The 16,313-nt window shown below is 60.7% G+C and carries 13 protein-coding genes; 4 read left to right on the top strand and 9 right to left on the bottom strand.

Going from position 1 to position 16,313, the window contains the following annotated elements:
* Nucleotides 1-224 precede the first annotated feature (224 nt).
* Genes EJD88_RS13875 through EJD88_RS13890 form a run of 4 tightly spaced genes read right to left on the bottom strand, consistent with a single transcriptional unit; the run spans nt 225 to nt 4,112 of the window.
* Nucleotides 225-998, bottom strand: coding sequence for an enoyl-CoA hydratase (locus tag EJD88_RS13875; protein WP_099582992.1), 774 nt, complete (start codon nt 996-998; stop codon nt 225-227).
* An 11-nt stretch (nt 999-1,009) separates the two neighbouring features.
* The gene (locus tag EJD88_RS13880; protein ID WP_099582994.1) at nt 1,010-2,137 is read right to left on the bottom strand and encodes an acyl-CoA dehydrogenase; all 1,128 of its coding nucleotides are present in this window, start codon (nt 2,135-2,137) and stop codon (nt 1,010-1,012) included.
* A gap of 12 nt (nt 2,138-2,149) precedes the next feature.
* Nucleotides 2,150-3,334: an acetyl-CoA C-acyltransferase gene (locus EJD88_RS13885; protein WP_158878249.1), complete on the bottom strand. Its 1,185-nt coding sequence runs from the start codon at nt 3,332-3,334 to the stop codon at nt 2,150-2,152.
* Between the two features lie 10 nt (nt 3,335-3,344).
* The gene (locus EJD88_RS13890; RefSeq protein WP_158878250.1) at nt 3,345-4,112 is read right to left on the bottom strand and encodes an SDR family NAD(P)-dependent oxidoreductase; all 768 of its coding nucleotides are present in this window, start codon (nt 4,110-4,112) and stop codon (nt 3,345-3,347) included.
* 296 nt (nt 4,113-4,408) lie between these two features.
* On the opposite strand from EJD88_RS13890, the gene EJD88_RS13895 reads away from it, so the two are divergent.
* The 4 genes from EJD88_RS13895 to EJD88_RS13910 all read left to right on the top strand — a co-directional run bounded on the left by EJD88_RS13895 (nt 4,409) and on the right by EJD88_RS13910 (nt 9,404).
* Nucleotides 4,409-5,467, top strand: a complete 1,059-nt coding sequence (locus tag EJD88_RS13895; RefSeq protein WP_099582999.1) for a tetratricopeptide repeat protein — start codon at nt 4,409-4,411, stop codon at nt 5,465-5,467.
* A gap of 121 nt (nt 5,468-5,588) precedes the next feature.
* On the top strand, nt 5,589-7,088 hold the full coding sequence (locus EJD88_RS13900; protein ID WP_112196953.1) for an ATPase domain-containing protein: 1,500 nt from the start codon (nt 5,589-5,591) through the stop codon (nt 7,086-7,088).
* On the top strand, nt 7,088-8,758 hold the full coding sequence (locus tag EJD88_RS13905; RefSeq protein WP_112195284.1) for an ATP-binding protein: 1,671 nt from the start codon (nt 7,088-7,090) through the stop codon (nt 8,756-8,758). Before EJD88_RS13900 ends, EJD88_RS13905 begins: the two co-directional genes overlap by 1 nt.
* 382 nt (nt 8,759-9,140) lie before the next feature.
* Nucleotides 9,141-9,404, top strand: coding sequence for a hypothetical protein (locus tag EJD88_RS13910; RefSeq protein ID WP_158878251.1), 264 nt, complete (start codon nt 9,141-9,143; stop codon nt 9,402-9,404).
* Nucleotides 9,405-9,463: 59 nt separating this feature from the next.
* Here the strand turns inward: EJD88_RS13910 and EJD88_RS13915 are convergent, their stop codons facing one another.
* The 5 genes from EJD88_RS13915 to EJD88_RS13935 all read right to left on the bottom strand — a co-directional run bounded on the left by EJD88_RS13915 (nt 9,464) and on the right by EJD88_RS13935 (nt 16,032).
* Nucleotides 9,464-9,841: a response regulator gene (locus tag EJD88_RS13915; protein WP_099583004.1), complete on the bottom strand. Its 378-nt coding sequence runs from the start codon at nt 9,839-9,841 to the stop codon at nt 9,464-9,466.
* Between the two features lie 79 nt (nt 9,842-9,920).
* Nucleotides 9,921-11,114 (bottom strand): hybrid sensor histidine kinase/response regulator, encoded by a 1,194-nt coding sequence (locus EJD88_RS13920; RefSeq protein ID WP_099583006.1) that lies wholly within the window; start codon nt 11,112-11,114, stop codon nt 9,921-9,923.
* Nucleotides 11,108-11,707 (bottom strand): chemotaxis protein CheB, encoded by a 600-nt coding sequence (locus EJD88_RS13925; RefSeq protein ID WP_158878252.1) that lies wholly within the window; start codon nt 11,705-11,707, stop codon nt 11,108-11,110. Before EJD88_RS13925 ends, EJD88_RS13920 begins: the two co-directional genes overlap by 7 nt.
* Nucleotides 11,704-12,534: a protein-glutamate O-methyltransferase CheR gene (locus tag EJD88_RS13930; RefSeq protein WP_224793894.1), complete on the bottom strand. Its 831-nt coding sequence runs from the start codon at nt 12,532-12,534 to the stop codon at nt 11,704-11,706. The genes EJD88_RS13925 and EJD88_RS13930 overlap by 4 nt, the downstream gene beginning before the upstream one ends.
* The gene (locus EJD88_RS13935) at nt 12,535-16,032 is read right to left on the bottom strand and encodes a response regulator (RefSeq protein WP_158878253.1); all 3,498 of its coding nucleotides are present in this window, start codon (nt 16,030-16,032) and stop codon (nt 12,535-12,537) included.
* Nucleotides 16,033-16,313 lie beyond the last annotated feature (281 nt).

Here is a 16,313-nt window from a genome sequence, read left to right on the forward strand (position 1 = left end):
GGGCTGCGAAGCAGCCCCATCAAAGCCACCGCGTTTTTTCAGAAAAACCAAGTTGCCTGGTTTTGGGGCTGCTGCGCAGCCCAGCGCGGGACAAGCCCGCTCACCACAGAGTTATGTATAAGCCGATACCTCTGCTCTCACCGGGCAAGCAGCTGTCGAGCGCAAGCGAGGCTGCGTTGGCGCCCCGCAGATCGCAGGGTGTCAATACGTCCGCCCCCACACGCTTATTTGTCTTTGAACTCCGGCGCACGCTTGGCCACAAACGCCGCCATGCCTTCCTTCTGATCCAGCGTCGCGAAGGCCGCATGGAACACCCGGCGCTCAAAGCGCACGCCTTCGGACAGGCTCACTTCAAACGCACGGTTGACGCTTTCCTTGACCATCATGCTGATCGGCACTGACTTGCCGGCGATCAGGGTGGCGACTTTCAGGGCTTCATCCAACAGCTCATCGGCCGGCACGATGCGTGCAACAATGCCGCAACGTTCTGCTTCCACCGCATCGATAAAGCGCCCGGTCAGGCACATTTCCATAGCCTTGGCCTTGCCCACGGCCCGGGTCAGGCGTTGGGTGCCGCCCATGCCCGGCAGGACGCCGAGGTTGATTTCCGGCTGACCGAACTTGGCGCCGTCGCCCGCCAGGATGAAGTCACACATCAGCGCCAGTTCGCAACCGCCGCCCAAGGCAAAGCCGTTCACGGCGGCAATGATCGGTTTGCGGCGGTTGGCCACGCGGTCGCTGTCGCTGAACAGGTCATCGAGGTAGATCTGCGGGTAGGTCAGCTCGGCCATTTCCTTGATGTCGGCGCCGGCCGCAAAGGCTTTCTTGGAACCGGTCAGCACGATGCAGCCGATTTGCGGATCGGCTTCCAGGCTATCCAACGCCTGGTTCAACTCACTGACCAGTTGCGCATTTAGCGCGTTCAGGGCTTGCGGACGGTTCAGGGTAATCAGTCCGACGCGGCCCTGGACGTCGAGCAAAATGGTTTCGTAACTCATGTATCGGCTCCTTAGAGATTGCGTGAGATGACCATGCGTTGGATATCGCTGGTGCCTTCGTAAATCTGGCAGACCCGCACATCGCGGTAGATCCGCTCCAGGGGAAAGTCGCTCAGGTAACCGTAACCGCCCAGGGTTTGCAAGGCAGCCGAACAGACTTTCTCGGCCATTTCCGAGGCAAATAGCTTGGCCATGGACGCTTCCACCAGCGCTGGCTTGCCGCTGTCGCGCAGGGCGGCGGCGTAATGCACCATTTGCCGGGCCACGGCAATTTGCGTGGCCATGTCGGCCAGGCGGAAGGCAACGGCCTGGTGTTCGATCAGTGGCTTGCCGAAACTTTCGCGCTCGCGGGCGTAGTCCCGGGCCGCTTCAAATGCGGCGCGGGCCATGCCCACCGATTGCGAGGCGATGCCCACGCGGCCGCCTTCAAGGTTGGCCAGGGCGATCTTGTAGCCTTCGCCCTCCTCGCCCAAACGGTTGGCCACCGGAACCTTCAGGTCTTCAAACAGGATCTGGCAGGTGTCCGACGCATGCTGCCCCAGCTTGTCCTCGACCCGCGCCACGCTGTAGCCCGGCGAATCGGTGGGCACGATGAACGCGCTGATCCCGCGTTTTCCCGCTGCGGGGTCAGTGACGGCAAACACAATCACCACCCCGGCGTTTTGCCCGGAGGTGATGAACTGTTTACAGCCATTCAACACGTAGTGGTCGCCGTCCAGGCGGGCGCGGGTTTTCAGGCTGCTGGCGTCAGAGCCGGCCTGGGGTTCGGTCAGGGCAAAGGCTCCCAGCATGGCGCCGCTGGCCAGCGGCGTGAGGAACTGGGCTTTTTGCTGGTCGTTGCCGAACTTGAGGATCGGCACGCAACCCACCGAGTTATGCACGCTCATGATGGTGGAACAGGCACCGTCACCGGCGGCGATTTCTTCCAGCGCCATGGCGTAGGCCAGGTAGCCAGTGTCGCAACCGCCCCACTGTTCCGGCACCAGCATGCCGAAAAAGCCCAGTTCGGCCATTTCGCCGATGGCCTCCTTGGGAAAACGGTGCTCGCGGTCCCACTCGGCGGCGAAGGGTTTGAGGCGTTCCTGGGCAAATTGCCGGGCCGCGTCGCTGATTTGCAGTTGTTCGTCATTGGGCAGCATGGGGGGCAGTCCTTAATACAGGCATTCAACGGCCATGGCCGTGGCTTCACCACCGCCGATGCAGATTGCGGCAACGCCTCGCTTGAGGCCTTTTTGGCGCAGGGCCGAGAGCAAGGTCACCAGGATGCGCGCGCCGGAGGCGCCGATCGGATGGCCCAGCGCGCACGCGCCACCGTGGATATTGACCTTGGCGTGGGGGATTTGCAGCTTGCTCATGGTCACCAGGCTCACCACCGCGAAGGCTTCGTTGATCTCGAACAGGTCCACCTCATCCAGGCTCCAGCCGGTCTTGCTCATCAGCTTGCGAATCGCGCCCACCGGCGCTACCGGAAACAGCCCCGGCTCGTCGGCAAAGGCGGCATGCCCGTGGATGATCGCCAACGGCTTGAGCCCACGCTGGTGCGCTTGGGACTGGCGCATCAGTAACAGCGCCGCGGCGCCGTCGGAAATCGAGCTGGAGTTCGCCGCTGTCACCGTGCCGCCTTCACGAAAGGCGGGTTTGAGGCTGGCGATCTTGTCCAGCCTGGCCTTGGGCGGTTGTTCGTCGTGCAGGATGGTTTTTTGTTCTTTGCCGACAGTGACCTGCACCGGCACGATCTCGGCCGCGAAGTTGCCGTGGGTGATCGCTTCCTGGGCGCGGGCCAGCGACGCAATGGCGAAAGCGTCCTGCGCTTCGCGGGTAAAGCCGTTATGCAGCGCGCAATCTTCGGCGAAGGTACCCATCAGGCGGCCCTTGTCGTAGGCGTCTTCCAGGCCATCGAGAAACATATGGTCCAGGACGCGGCCGTGGCCCATGCGGTAGCCGCTGCGGGCGCGGTCGAGCAGATAAGGCGCGTTCGACATGCTCTCCATACCGCCGGCAATCACCACATCGACGCTGCCGGCCAGCAGTGAATCATGGGCCAGGATCGTCGCTTCCATGCCCGAGCCGCACATCTTGTTAAGGGTGGTGCAGCGGGTGGACTTATCCAACCCGGCGCCCAACGCCGCTTGCCGCGCCGGCGCCTGGCCCAGGCCAGCGGGGAGTACGCAGCCAAACAGCACTTCATCCACGGCGTCGGTGGCGATACCGGCACGCTCGACCGCCGCACGAATCGCGGCCGCGCCGAGCTGAGGTGCGGTCAAGCCCTTGAGGTCGCCCTGGAACCCGCCCATGGGCGTGCGTACGGCGCTGACAATCACGATGGGATCAGTCATGAAGCACTCCTTACTTGGCAGCCATGCGCAAGGCACCGTCGAGGCGGATCACCTCGCCATTGAGCATGCTGTTTTCAATGATGTGCCGCACCAGTGCGGCGTATTCGGCAGGCTTGCCCAGGCGTGGCGGGAATGGCACGCCGGCGGCGAGGGAGTCGCGTACTTCGGGGGTCATGCCGGCCATCATCGAGGTTTCGAAGATGCCGGGGGCGATGGTCATTACGCGAATGCCGAAACGCGCCAACTCACGTGCGGCGGGCAGTGTGAGGCTGGCGATTGCGCCCTTGGACGCCGCATACGCGGCTTGACCGATTTGCCCGTCAAACGCAGCGACGGAAGCGGTGTTGATAATGACGCCGCGTTCACCGTCGGCATTCGCTTCGGTCTCGGCAATGGCGGCGGCGGCCAGGCGCAACAGGTTGAAGCTGCCGATCAGGTTGACGTTGATCACCTGTGCGAAGCTCGCCAGACCGTGAGGGCCGTTCTTGCCGAGGATTTTTTCGCCGCGCACCACACCGGCGCAGTTAACCAGCCCGTGCAAACCGCCAAACGCCGCGACGGTGGCCTGCACGGCAGCTTCGGCAGCCGCTTCCTGGCTGATATCGGCCACGCTGCTGCGGGCGTTATCACCCAGCTGCAGGGCCTTGGCCGCCACGGCCTCGGCGTTCAGGTCCACCAGCATCACTTTGGCGCCAGCGGCGACGAGCATCTCAGCGGTGGCCGCGCCAAGGCCTGAGGCGCCGCCGCTGACCAGAAAAACCTTGTTTTCAATCTGCATCATTGTTTCCTTGAACGATGGACCAAGTAACGAGCGTATTGACCAAATAGTCCCTTGCGCGCTGCACAGCGGCAATGGTCAAAGCCTTCAACATGGCTGACTGGTTTGGCCAAGAGTGCATTGATCATAGACCGCACCATTCAGCCCGTTGGCCCAAGCGATTGGACGCCCTCCCCGCCAGTTTCTAACTTGATGGCCTGCGCCACCCAACTGACCTGAAGCCGGTTTGACACCTGCCCTGGTCTGACCGAAGCTGACGGCCTTTGTAATAGCTGCTCAAGCTTTCGGACGCCTGCATGTCAAAGTCACGCCGTTACGCCATCGTCGGCCTGTGCGCCCTGTTGTTCATTGTGCTGATCACTTGGTATTTCTCGCGCTCCGCCCCAGTGGCGGTGGCGCCTGCCATTGCCCATGGTTATTCCAAGGCCCTGAAGCAGGCGCGTAACGGCGAACCGGGCGCCGCCCGCGTGCTGTATCAGCAATTGGGCCGCCCGGACCTGACTGATGAGCGCCGCGCTGCGCTGCATGCCGAACTGCACAACTACCCGAGCCCCCAGGCCCTGAAGCTGGCGGATAAGGACCTGGGCAATGACTCGCCCGTGGTCCGCGAAGCGGCGATCCACAGCATTGTCGGCCTGGTTCCCACAGGCCAGCGCACCCTGTTGCTCGGCCCGGCGCTGGATGACCCCGAACAAAGCGTGCGCTTTGCCGCCGCCAATGCCTTGCTCGGCCTGTCGCCGGACACCCTTGGCCTGTACTTCGGGCCGTTGCAACAGGTACTGGATGAATTCGTAAAGCACCTCAAGACCCAGCCCGAAACCGCCGAGGGCTGGATTCAACTGGCACGCCTGTACATCCACAGCGCCCTGCTGCCTGAGGCGCAACATGCCCTGGAGCAGGCGATGCGTTTGCAGCCGGACAACCTGCAAGCAGTGGTTGCGCAGATCGAGCTGCTGGATAAACAAGGCAAGACTGACGAATCCCGCCAATTACTGGCCCGACAGTTGGCGGCGCACCCCGAATCCGCCTACCTGCAACACGCCCTCGGCATGTGGCTGCTGCACCACGGCGAGCGGCCTTATGCGCTGCTCGGCCTGTCCAAGGCAGTGGAACTGGAGCCGGACAATCAGGATTACCGCTACGACCTGGCCACCACCCTGCACGACCAGCAGGAACTGGAAGCAGCGCAACGCCAATTGGAGGAAATCGTCCAGCGTCACCCTTCCAATCGCAAGGCGCGAGTGTTGCTGGTCAACTACTGGAAAGAGAGCGGGCAGTTGCAGAATGTCCAGGTGCTGTTGGCTCAGCTTGAGCAACAAAACCCGGACGATCCAGCGTTGCAACAAGGTCTGTAGAGCCGTCCTGCGCTTACAAATTGAAGCAAATGTGGAACGGTTGCAAAGTGCCACGGTCAAGTAAACATGGCGTGTCGCAACGGACATGCCCTTCTACTTGTACGTGACCCGAGGGCACTTCTTGTCTACATCCAAAGAGCTGTTCAGTGAAAAGGCGGCCATCGGCATCGAAGGTCTTGATGACATTCTTTCCGGAGGTCTATCGCGCAGCCACTTGTTCCTGCTGGAAGGCGAACCCGGCACTGGTAAAACTACCGTGGCGCTGCATTTCCTCCAGGCCGGGGCGAAAAACGGCGAGCGATCCTTGTACATCACCTTGTCGGAGACGGAGCACGAACTGCGCCAGGGCGCCAAGTCCCACGGCTGGGACTTGGACGACAACATCCATATCTTCGAGCTGACCCCACCGGAAAGCCTGCTCAATGCAGAGCACCAGCAGAGCCTGCTGTATTCCTCTGACCTTGAACTGGGCGAAGCCACTCGGCAGATTTTCGAGGTGGTGGAGCGGGTCAAGCCCACCCGTGTGGTCGTCGACAGCCTCTCCGAGATCCGCCTGCTGGCGCAGAGCTCTTTGCGTTACCGCCGGCAGATCCTCGCGATCAAGCACTACTTCGTACGTTACGACGCCACCGTATTACTGCTGGACGACCTGACCACCGAATCCCTGGATAAAACCGTGCACAGCGTGGCCCACGGCGTGATCCGCCTGGAAGAATTGACGCCAAACTACGGCGCCGAACGCCGCCGCGTGCGGGTAGTGAAATACCGTGGTCAGAAGTATCGCGGCGGTTTCCACGACTTCACCATCATGCAGGACGGCGTGCACGTGTTCCCTCGCCTGGTGGCGGCCGAACACCGCGGTGGCTACAACCGCCAGACGCTCACCAGTGGCATCAGCGAGATGGACTCATTGTTGGGTGGTGGCATCGAAACCGGCTCCAGCAGCCTGATCCTCGGCCCAGCCGGTACTGGTAAATCGCTGATCTCGATGATCTTCGCCGCCGCCGCCGTGTCACGGGGCGAGAAGGCTGCGCTGTTTATTTTCGACGAAGAGCTGGGGCTGCTGTTCGAGCGCATGAAAAACATGGGCATCGACCTCGAAGCGCTGCAGGCCACCGGAAACCTGATGATCGAACAAGTGGACGCTGCCGAGCTGTCCCCCGGCGAGTTCTCCCACCGGGTGCGCCGCGCCGTCGATGAAGCGGGCATCAAGACCGTGGTGATCGACAGCATCAACGGGTACCAGGCAGCAATGCCGGAGGAAAACGCGCTGATCCTGCACATGCACGAACTGCTGCTGTACCTCAACCGTAGAGGCGCGGCCACCTTCATGACCGTCGCCCAACACGGGCTGGTCGGCGATATGCAAGCGCCGGTCGACATCACCTACCTGGCCGACACGGTGATTCTGCTGCGTTACTTCGAAGCCCTGGGCAAAGTCCGCCGCGCAATTTCGATCATCAAGAAGCGTACCGGCGCCCACGAATCAACCATTCGTGAATACCGCATCGGCAGCCGTGGCCTTACCGTTGGCGAGCCTCTGGACAACTTCCAGGGCGTACTGCGCGGCATCCCGACCTACATGGGTGCCGGCTCCCCTCTGCTCAAGGATGAGGGATAGTGCCCACTCTACCTGGCGTCTCCGAGCGCGCGATTATCCTGGCGCCCGTAGGACGCGATAGCTCGCTGGCGCTGATGATGCTCAACGAGGCCGGTTACACCGGCATCGTCGCGACCCACCTGCCAATGCTGTGCGACGCGCTGGAACAGGGTGCAGGCCTGCTGATCATCGCCGCTGAAGCATTGCGCGGTGTCGACCTTGAGCCCCTGCTGGAGTACTTGCACCAGCAGCCGGCCTGGTCGGACATGCCCATCGTGCTGATGACCCACCATGGCAGCAGCGAGCAGAATGGCTCCTCCCAGTTCAGCGGCTTGCTCGGCAATGTCACCTTCCTGGAGCGGCCCTTCCACCCCGTGACGCTAATCAGCCTGGTCAGCACTGCCCTGCGCGGCCGTCGCCGGCAGTATGAGGCGCGTGACCGCCTGATCGACTTGAGCAAAAGCGAGCTGCGCCTGCAACGCACCCTGGAAACCCTCGAACAGCAAGTCGAGGAGCGCACGGCCCAACTGCGTCACAACGAAGAGGCCCTGCGCCAATCACAGAAAATGGAAGCCGTCGGCCAATTGACCGGCGGCATCGCCCATGACTTCAACAATATGCTCACCGGGATCATCGGCAGCCTGGAGCTGCTGCGAAGGCGCGTGTCCCGTGGCAAATTGGACGACCTCGACAGCCTGATCGACCTGGGCGTCACCTCGGCCAACCGCGCAGCCGGGCTGACCCACCGGTTGCTGGCGTTTTCCCGCCGCCAGTCGCTGGATTCCAAGCCGGTCAATATCAACGAGCTGGTGAGCTCAATGGGCGAACTGCTGCAACGCAGCATCAATGAAAGCATCACCCTTGAGATGCACCTCACGGACCAGCTGTGGACGGCCGAAGCCGACCCCAATCAACTGGAAAGCGCCCTGCTCAACCTGGTACTCAACGCCCGCGATGCCATGCCCAACGGCGGCAAATTGGTGGTGGAAACCACCAACCGACACCTGGACAGCGTGTTTACCGCCGCCTTTGGCACCCTGCCCCCAGGCGACTACGTTGAGTTGAGCATCAGCGACAACGGCTGCGGCATTCCCGAAAGCGTGATTGGCCGTGTATTCGACCCGTTCTTTACCACCAAGCCGATCGGCCAGGGCACGGGCCTTGGTTTGTCGATGATCTACGGGTTCGCCCGTCAGTCCCGCGGCCACGTCACCCTGCACAGCGAAGTGGGCCTGGGGACGACCGTCAGCTTGTTCCTGCCGCGTTTTCTGGGTGAGACCGTGCTGGCGGCCCCGCTCAACCCTGCGCTGCTGCCATTGGCCAATTCGGGGGAGACCGTGCTGATCGTCGAAGACGACCCCGCCGTACGCGTGCTGGTCTGCGCAGTACTCAAGGAGTTGGGTTATGGCTTTGTTGAGGCCGGGGATGCCAATACGGCATTACCGATCATTGAGTCGGACCAACGCATCGATCTTCTGATCAGTGACGTCGGCCTGCCGGGTATGAATGGCCGGCAGATGGCCGAAATCGGCCGGCAGCTTCGACCGGATCTCAAGGTGTTGTTCATCACGGGGTATGCTGAACATGCGGCGGTACGCGGCGGGTTCCTGGACCCTGGCATGCAGTTGATCACCAAGCCGTTCACGTTCGATCTATTGACGGCGAAGGTCAGGGAGATGATTCGAGCATAACCCCTCCTAATATAATGGGGGGGCGCAAGTTATGCAGGGTAACTTGTTAGTGGCTCTTCTAATGCTTTGTAACACTTCAAACATACGCACAGGGACCTTAACTACATCTCTCGCCACAGAACAAGTTGCCGTCTATCTAATCAGACGACTCACTTACATTCGTCGAGAGTTTTCATGACAACCCTGCCGATTATTCAAAGCACGTCCTTGCCCAGACCGCGCCCGAAGCATACGGGTGAAACCATTTCCAGACGCAATGTAATGGCGAGCACGGACGGTGACGGCTCGACACATGCCTTTAATTGGGCGAGCACTAACAGCACTGAAGAGGCTGACAAACGGCTGGCCCAGCTTTATCGTGCAGTTTTATTGCGCTATGCAAATGATCGTGATCCTTTCGGATCTCAAGGAAGGCATCTACCAGAAACGGACCCTGATGCACCTGCGCGGCAGCGCGCTGAACGATCTGCAAGCCAACGCATTGAAAGACGCACAGACTGCGTTTGGAGACGGCGGCGCCAAACTCATCCTCGTTGGCGGCGACAACACCAGAAGCGCCTATGGGCTCTCATCGGTACTCAGTCAGGAGCACAAGGGCCAAACGTTGCTGCGGGACCTTGCGACCCGGCATCCGGATTTGATTTGATTTGATCGACTGAAGGTGGTCTTGCCGGCCCGAGATATCTCTGCGCCGGCCCTTTCGTTTCAGGCCAGCAGGCGTTGGATATGTTCCTGCAGCGTATCCAGATCAAACGGCTTGGCCAGGATCGGTGCATTGCGCGTGATCGGGCTGTTGCAATCGAGGATTTCCTGAGGGTAACCGCTGATAAAGATGACCTTCAGCTCCGGCCGCAGCTTGATCGCAGGTTCAGCGATCTGCACCCCGGAAATCCCGCCCGGCAGGCGGTAGTCAGTCACCATGAGGTCCAGGTGCGGCTTGGAGGCCAGGATTTCGAATGCCTGCTCCCCATTGATCGCCTTCAACACCCGATAGCCGAGGCCTGCCAGGTATTCGCCCAGCACAAACATAATGGATTCGTCGTCTTCGACAATCAGTACGACATCTTGTGCATCTTCACTCATGGGAAGCCTTTGTCCGGTCAGTTGCTGCATGTACGACCATAGGGTCACGCAGAAGGTTGCGTCGAAGTGACGATTGATTTCACGCCGACGTATCGAGGGGCAGGCACACCCGAAACAGCGCGCCCTCGCCTATCTGGCTTTCGACCTCGATGGTGCCACCATGGGCCGCAACGATCTGCTCGGAAATAAACAGTCCAAGGCCAAGACCCGCTGCTACCTGACTGGCGGACACGCGCTCGAACTGCTGGAAGATACGCTTCTGGTTCTCTTCGCTGATGCCGATACCGTGATCACGCACCTCTACCCGTGCTTCGCCGTGCTCACTGTACACCCGCACTTCAACCGGGCTCTTGGCCCCGTAGCGCAGGGCGTTGGTCAGCAGGTTGGTGACCACCTGTTCGATGCGGAACTCGTCCCAGCTGCCTTCGACGGGCTCGTCTGCAACCAGTTGCATCGACGAATCGGCGGCCGCCACTTGCGGCGCAAAGTTTTCCACCAGGTTGCTGACCAGTTGTGCGAGGTCAAACCGCGCCGGGCGTATCGATAACTTGCCGGTACGGATACGCGACACGTCGAGCATGTCTTCGATCAAGCGAATCAGGCTTTTGATCTGTCGCTCATCGCGGTCGACCATCGCGTGCATCTTGTCCAGGGTGAAGGCGGCGGCGTTGTCCCGGGCCAGGTGCATCTTGCGCAGTTGGGTTTCCAGGATCAGCCCGTTGAGGGGCGTACGCACTTCGTGAGCGACGATTGACATGAAGTCGTCACGCATGCGCACGGCCTGCTCCAGCTCGGCTTGGGTGGCCTGCAGGCGGTTCAGCAGCAACTCCTGCTCGCGGCGGCTGCGCTCCAGGGCTTCGACCTGTTGCTTCATGGCCTTGCTCTGGCGATAGAGGTCGACAAACACATTGACCTTGCTCTTCACCGCGTGGATATCCAACGGTTTGTGCAGGAAATCCACGGCGCCGCTTTCGTAGCCCTTGAAGGCGTAGTTGAGTTCGCGGCCAGCAGCGCTGACGAACACAATCGGGATGTTCTTGGTTTTTTCGGTGCCGCGCATCAGCTCGGCCAGTTCGAAACCGTTCATGCCGGGCATCTGCACGTCGAGAATCGCCATGGCGAATTCGTGCTCCAGCAACAGGGACAAGGCTTCATCGGCGCTCAATGCCTTGAAGACCTGGCGATCCTCACGCTTGATCAGCGCTTCGAGGGCCAGCAGGTTCTCCGGCAGATCGTCGACGATCAGCAGTTTGGCCTGGACAGTACTTAACATGGGGAAGATTCCAGCAAAGCCAGTAACGAGCCGATTTGGCTCAGCGTAAGAATATGGTCGGGGGTATGCAGGGCCAGGGCCGCCCGGGGCATTACGGAGATGCGCGCCTCGGCCGGGTCTTGCACGACAGTGATGCCACCGGAGCGCTTGACGTGGGCCAGACCACGCGCGCCGTCCTGGTTGGCGCCGGTCAGCAGAATCGCCAGCAGATTTTTGCCGTAGGCATCGGCGGCCGACGCGAACAGGTAATCGATGGCGGGTCGGGAATGATGCACGCGGTCCTCCTGGCTCAGGGACAGGCTGTAATCAAGCTCCACCGAGAGGTGATAACCAGGGCCAGCGAAATAGAGAGCGCCTGCCTTGATCTGCTCTTTGTCACGCGCCTCATGCACCGGGATACGCAGGCGTCGGGCAAACACTTCGGCCAACTGGCTGCGACGCTCATCCGGCAGGTGCAGCACCGCAATGATGGGCAAGCCAAAGCCCTCAGGCAGCTCGCCAAAAATACTCAGCAATGCCTCCACACCGCCGGCAGACGCGCCGACGACAATGGCTTCAATCCCGCGAATCGGGCTGGCTGGCGCTTCGTTCATGATTTGCGGTAGATCCGTTCCTGCTTGACCAAGGGTTCGAATTGCTTGCTGTAGGCCGAAAAATCCAGGGTTTCCTTGCTGCCCAGCACCAGAAAGCCGCGATGGCACAGCGACTCGTGAAACAATCCAAACGCCCTGTCTTGCAACTTTTTATTGAAATAAATCAGTACGTTACGGCACGAAATTAATTGGGTTTCTGAGAATACACTATCGGTCGCCAAGCTGTGATCGGCAAAGGTCACGTTCTCGCGTAGCGTCTTGTCGAAGATGGCGTAATCGTAAGCCGCCGTGTAGTAGTCGGCAAATGAACGTTGCCCACCGGCCTGCTGATAATTGGCGGTGTAGGCGCGCACGTTCTCCAGGGAGAAGATGCCTTGCTTGGCTTTATCGAGCGAGGCCGGGTTGATGTCCGTGGCGTAGATGATCGTGCGTTCCAGCAGGCCCTCTTCGCGCAGCAGGATCGCCATGGAGTAGACCTCCTCCCCCGTGCTGCAACCGGCGATCCAGATCTTGATCGACGGATACGTCTTCAGCAGCGGCACCACTTCCTGGCGGATGGCCAGAAAGTGCGACGGGTCGCGAAACATCTCGCTCACCGGAATCGTCAGGAACTGCAGCAGTTGCATGAACGCCGCCGGATCGTGCAGCACACGCTCCTGCAAGGCCGAGATGGTTGCGCAGTCGAACTGGCGCAGTGCGTGCGCCACGCGGCGTTTGACCGACGCACCGGAGTAGTCGCGAAAGTCATAGCTGTACTTGAGGTAGATCGCCTCAATCAGCAGGCGCAGCTCGATGTCGCTGCTCTTGTCCAAAAAAACGTGCTCCACTTAAATGCGTTCCATCTTCGGTAGCCATACGCGAATCAGTGAGAACAGACGGTCCAGATCGATCGGCTTGGCCAGGTAATCGTTGGAGCCCGCCGCGAGGCAACGCTCCTGGTCGTCCTTCATGGCCTTGGCCGTCACCGCGATGATCGGCAGCTTCTTCCAGCGCGGGTCCTGGCGGATCAAGGCGGTGGCCTCGTATCCGTCCATCTCCGGCATCATCACGTCCATCAGCACCAGGTCGATATCGTCGACTTCATTGAGTTTGTCGATGGCTTCGCGGCCGTTACGCCCGATCACCACCACAGCGCCTTTGTGCTCAAGCGCACTGGTGAGGGCGAAAATGTTGCGCACATCGTCGTCCACCAACAGGATTTTGCGCCCCTCGAACACCTTGTCGCGGCTGCGGGCGGTCTTGAGCATCTTCTGACGGTCATGGGACAGCTGGGATTCGACTTTGTGCAGAAAGAGTGTGACTTCGTCCAGCAGGCGCTCCGGCGAGCGTGCGCCCTTGATGATGATCGAGCGCGAGTACTTGCGCAGCTCGGCCTCTTCATCGCGGGTGAGGTTACGCCCGGTGTAGACGATTACCGGCGGGAACGAGCAGATGTCCTCGGTGGCCATGCGCTTGAGCAGCTCATTGCCGAGCATGTCCGGCAGCTTGAGGTCGATGATCATGCAGTCGTAGACGTTGGTGCGCAGCAGGTCCAACGCGGCCTGGGCAAAGCCGACATCGGTGATCTCGATGTCATCGTCGCCGATCAGGCGGGCAATGCTGTCGCGTTGCAGGTCGTCGTCTTCCACCAGGAGGACGCGCTTGACCTTCTGGGTCAGCTTGGCCTCCAGGCGCGCAAACACGTCCTTGAGCTCTTCGCGGGTGGTGGGTTTTACCGCATAGCCGATGGCGCCCATATGCATGGCGGCTTCGACGCGGTCTTCCACGGAGATCACATGCACCGGGATATGACGGGTACTCGCGTGCTCCTTGAGGCGTTGCAGCACGGTCAGCCCGGAATGGTCCGGCAGGCGCATGTCCAGCAGGATCGCGTCGGGGATGTACTCCTCGGCCAGGCTGTAGCCTTCATCTGCCCCGTGGGCAACCAGGCAGTGGTAGCCCAGTTCGTGGGCCAGGTCGAACAGGATCCGGGCGAAGTTGGGCTCGTCTTCCACCACCAGGATGCAGCGGGTGGTGAACGGTGCCTTGTCGCGGTCATCGGCAAAGCGCGGGATCAAGTCAGCCTCGGCGACCGGCAGCGGCGACACCTTGATCGGTGTCGGGGCAGGCACTACCACGGCGTGGCGCGGTTGCTCGATCGGCGGCGCGTCGTCGGCACGCTCCAGGTACTGCTCCGGCAATATCAGGGTGAACACGCTGCCCTTGCCGGGTTCACTGGTCACGCTGATGTAGCCACCTAGCAAGGTTGCCAGGTCGCGGGAAATCGACAGGCCCAGGCCGGTGCCGCCGTAACGGCGGTTGGTGGTGCCGTCGGCCTGGCGGAAGGCTTCGAAGATGCTTTCCTGCTGGTCCGGCGCAATACCGATCCCGGAATCGCGCACGGTAAAGGCAATGCCCTCCTCCGATGCGCGGGACACCGACAGGCTGACCTGACCCTGTTCGGTGAACTTGATCGCGTTGGACAGCAGGTTCTTGAGGATCTGCTCCAGACGCTGGCGGTCGGTAAACAGCATCGCCGGCGCGTCGGCCTGGACCTCCACCTGGAAGCCCAGTTTGCGGTCCGCAGCCAGGGGTTCGAACATCCCGCGCAGACCGTCGACCAGACGCGCCACGCTGGAGTTTTCCGGGCGCACTTCCAGCTTGCCGGCTTCGACCTTGGAAATATCCAGGATGTCGTTGATCAGGTTGAGCAGGTCATTGCCGGCCGAATAGATCGACTCGGCAAACTTGACCTGTTCGGCACTGAGGTTGTCCTGGGGGTTTTCCGCCAGCAACTTGGCCAGGATCAACGAGCTGTTGAGCGGCGTGCGCAGCTCGTGGGACATGTTGGCGAGGAATTCGGATTTGTACTTGCTGGAACGCTGCAACTCTTCGGCGCGATCTTCCAGCTCCACCTGGGCCTGATTGAGTTCGATGTTCTTGCGGTCCATCGCGTCGCGCTGGTCGGCCAGAGTCTGGGTCTGCTCGGCCAATTGTTCGTTGGTCTGTTCCAGCTCTGCCTGTTGGGTCTCCAGGTGGGCCTGGGATTCCTTGAGGATGCGTGACTGCTCCTCCAGCTCTTCGTTGGCGGTCTTGAGTTCTTCCTGCTGCACTTGCAGCTCTTCGTTGAGCTGCTGGGTCTCGGCCAGCACTTCTTGCAGGCGCTGGCGATAACGCGCGGCCTCGATGGAGGTGCCGATGTTGCCGGCGATCAGCTCCAGCAATTCAATGTCGCGGTCATCCAGCGGGCGCAGGAAGCCGAGTTCGATCACGCCGTTGACGCGGTCGTCATCGCTGGTTGGCATTACCAGCACGCTGCGTGTAGGGCCTTCGCCGAGGCCGGAGCTGACTTTGAAGTAATCCACCGGCACATCATCCAGGCGGATCAGACGCTCCAGTTGCGCGGCCTGCCCAACGATACCTTCGTCGCTGTAGATTGATTGCTCCAGTTGCTCCTGCTCGCGGGAGAAGCCATAAGTGGCCACCCGTTTCAGGCCGCCGTGTTCCTCGCGCACATACAGCGCCGCAACGGCCGAGCCCATGTATTGGGCAAAAAACTGCAGGATATTGCGCCCGAGCATGTTCAGGGTCAGTTGGCCCAGCACTTGTTCGGCCAGTTCAGTCTGCCCGTTGCGCAGCCAGGCCTGCTGTTCGAGGCGGCGTGCAATCTTCTGTTGTGACGCGAGGGTTGTGGCGTAGCTCTCTGACAGAGAAAGCAGATTTTTCCTGCCGATATACGCCAGAAAACCACTCAAGCCGAGTACGAACGCCAGGTACAGGGTGACACTGATTATCGTGGTACGTGTGACATCCTCATTGCGGGAAAGACGGAACTGTTGCTCCATCGCCACCGCGTCGTCGTATTCCTTGCGGATCTCATCGGTCAGGCGCTTGCCTCGGCCAGCCTTCACAGCGCTGCGGTAATCACCGCTCTGGCGCTGCATATCAATCATCGACTGGGCGTAATTGTTCCACTCACCCTGCATGGCCTCCAAGCGCTTGAGGCGGTCGACCTGCTGCGGGTTATCCGCCACCAACTCCTGCAAGTTACGCAGGTCGGCAATGATGCGCGGCTTGGCCACTTCGTACGGGTCGAGGAAATGCTCGTCACCGGTGATCAGGAACCCGCGCATGCCGGTTTCCAGGTCAACGGTGAGCTTGGAGGACTCGTTAAGGTTATTGATCACCCGATCGGTGTGCTCCACCCACTTGATCACCGTCAGCAAATAAGTGATCAGGCACACAAAAAACACGGCGCTGAGCACACCCACACCCAGGGGTAATGCCACGTTTCGGCTCAGGAGGGTACGAAAGCTCTTTTCATCGACTGACGACGCGGGAGTCATGGGCATGCCTTGGCCAAGTACGGAAAAACCGGGAGTTTGCCCCAAAGTTGCGGTTGAACGCTATTTTTCTAAGGCCGGGAGTGCGAAGAACTGCTGCCACTTGGTACAAAAGTGCCTCTATCAACGGCGTGTCACATCATGTCAACGATTTAACTCCTCACACTGTTGTGCACGTGCAATCGGAACGTGGGCGCGTCGGTTTTCCACCCAATGCTGCGTCTCCGAAACAGGGAGCTTCCATCAGGAGGGCGCTTAATTCCTATCCGTAAAGGTATTTGCAG

The sequence above is a fragment of the Pseudomonas sp. PB105 genome, from assembly GCF_009764655.1.
In the GTDB taxonomy this organism is placed as follows: Bacteria; Pseudomonadota; Gammaproteobacteria; order Pseudomonadales; family Pseudomonadaceae; genus Aquipseudomonas; species Aquipseudomonas cyclaminis.

Excerpts from the sequence above, each read along its gene's own strand:
- EJD88_RS13915 (WP_099583004.1), bottom strand. The coding sequence starts at position 9,841 with ATGAGTGAAGATGCACAAGATGTCGTACTGATTGTCGAAGACGACGAA.
- EJD88_RS13895 (WP_099582999.1), top strand. The coding sequence starts at position 4,409 with ATGTCAAAGTCACGCCGTTACGCCATCGTCGGCCTGTGCGCCCTGTTG.
- EJD88_RS13875 (WP_099582992.1), bottom strand. The coding sequence starts at position 998 with ATGAGTTACGAAACCATTTTGCTCGACGTCCAGGGCCGCGTCGGACTG.
- EJD88_RS13885 (WP_158878249.1), bottom strand. The coding sequence starts at position 3,334 with ATGACTGATCCCATCGTGATTGTCAGCGCCGTACGCACGCCCATGGGC.
- EJD88_RS13920 (WP_099583006.1), bottom strand. The coding sequence starts at position 11,114 with ATGTTAAGTACTGTCCAGGCCAAACTGCTGATCGTCGACGATCTGCCG.
- EJD88_RS13925 (WP_158878252.1), bottom strand. The coding sequence starts at position 11,707 with ATGAACGAAGCGCCAGCCAGCCCGATTCGCGGGATTGAAGCCATTGTC.
- EJD88_RS13910 (WP_158878251.1), top strand. The coding sequence starts at position 9,141 with ATGATCGTGATCCTTTCGGATCTCAAGGAAGGCATCTACCAGAAACGG.
- EJD88_RS13935 (WP_158878253.1), bottom strand. The coding sequence starts at position 16,032 with ATGACTCCCGCGTCGTCAGTCGATGAAAAGAGCTTTCGTACCCTCCTG.
- EJD88_RS13890 (WP_158878250.1), bottom strand. The coding sequence starts at position 4,112 with ATGCAGATTGAAAACAAGGTTTTTCTGGTCAGCGGCGGCGCCTCAGGC.
- EJD88_RS13880 (WP_099582994.1), bottom strand. The coding sequence starts at position 2,137 with ATGCTGCCCAATGACGAACAACTGCAAATCAGCGACGCGGCCCGGCAA.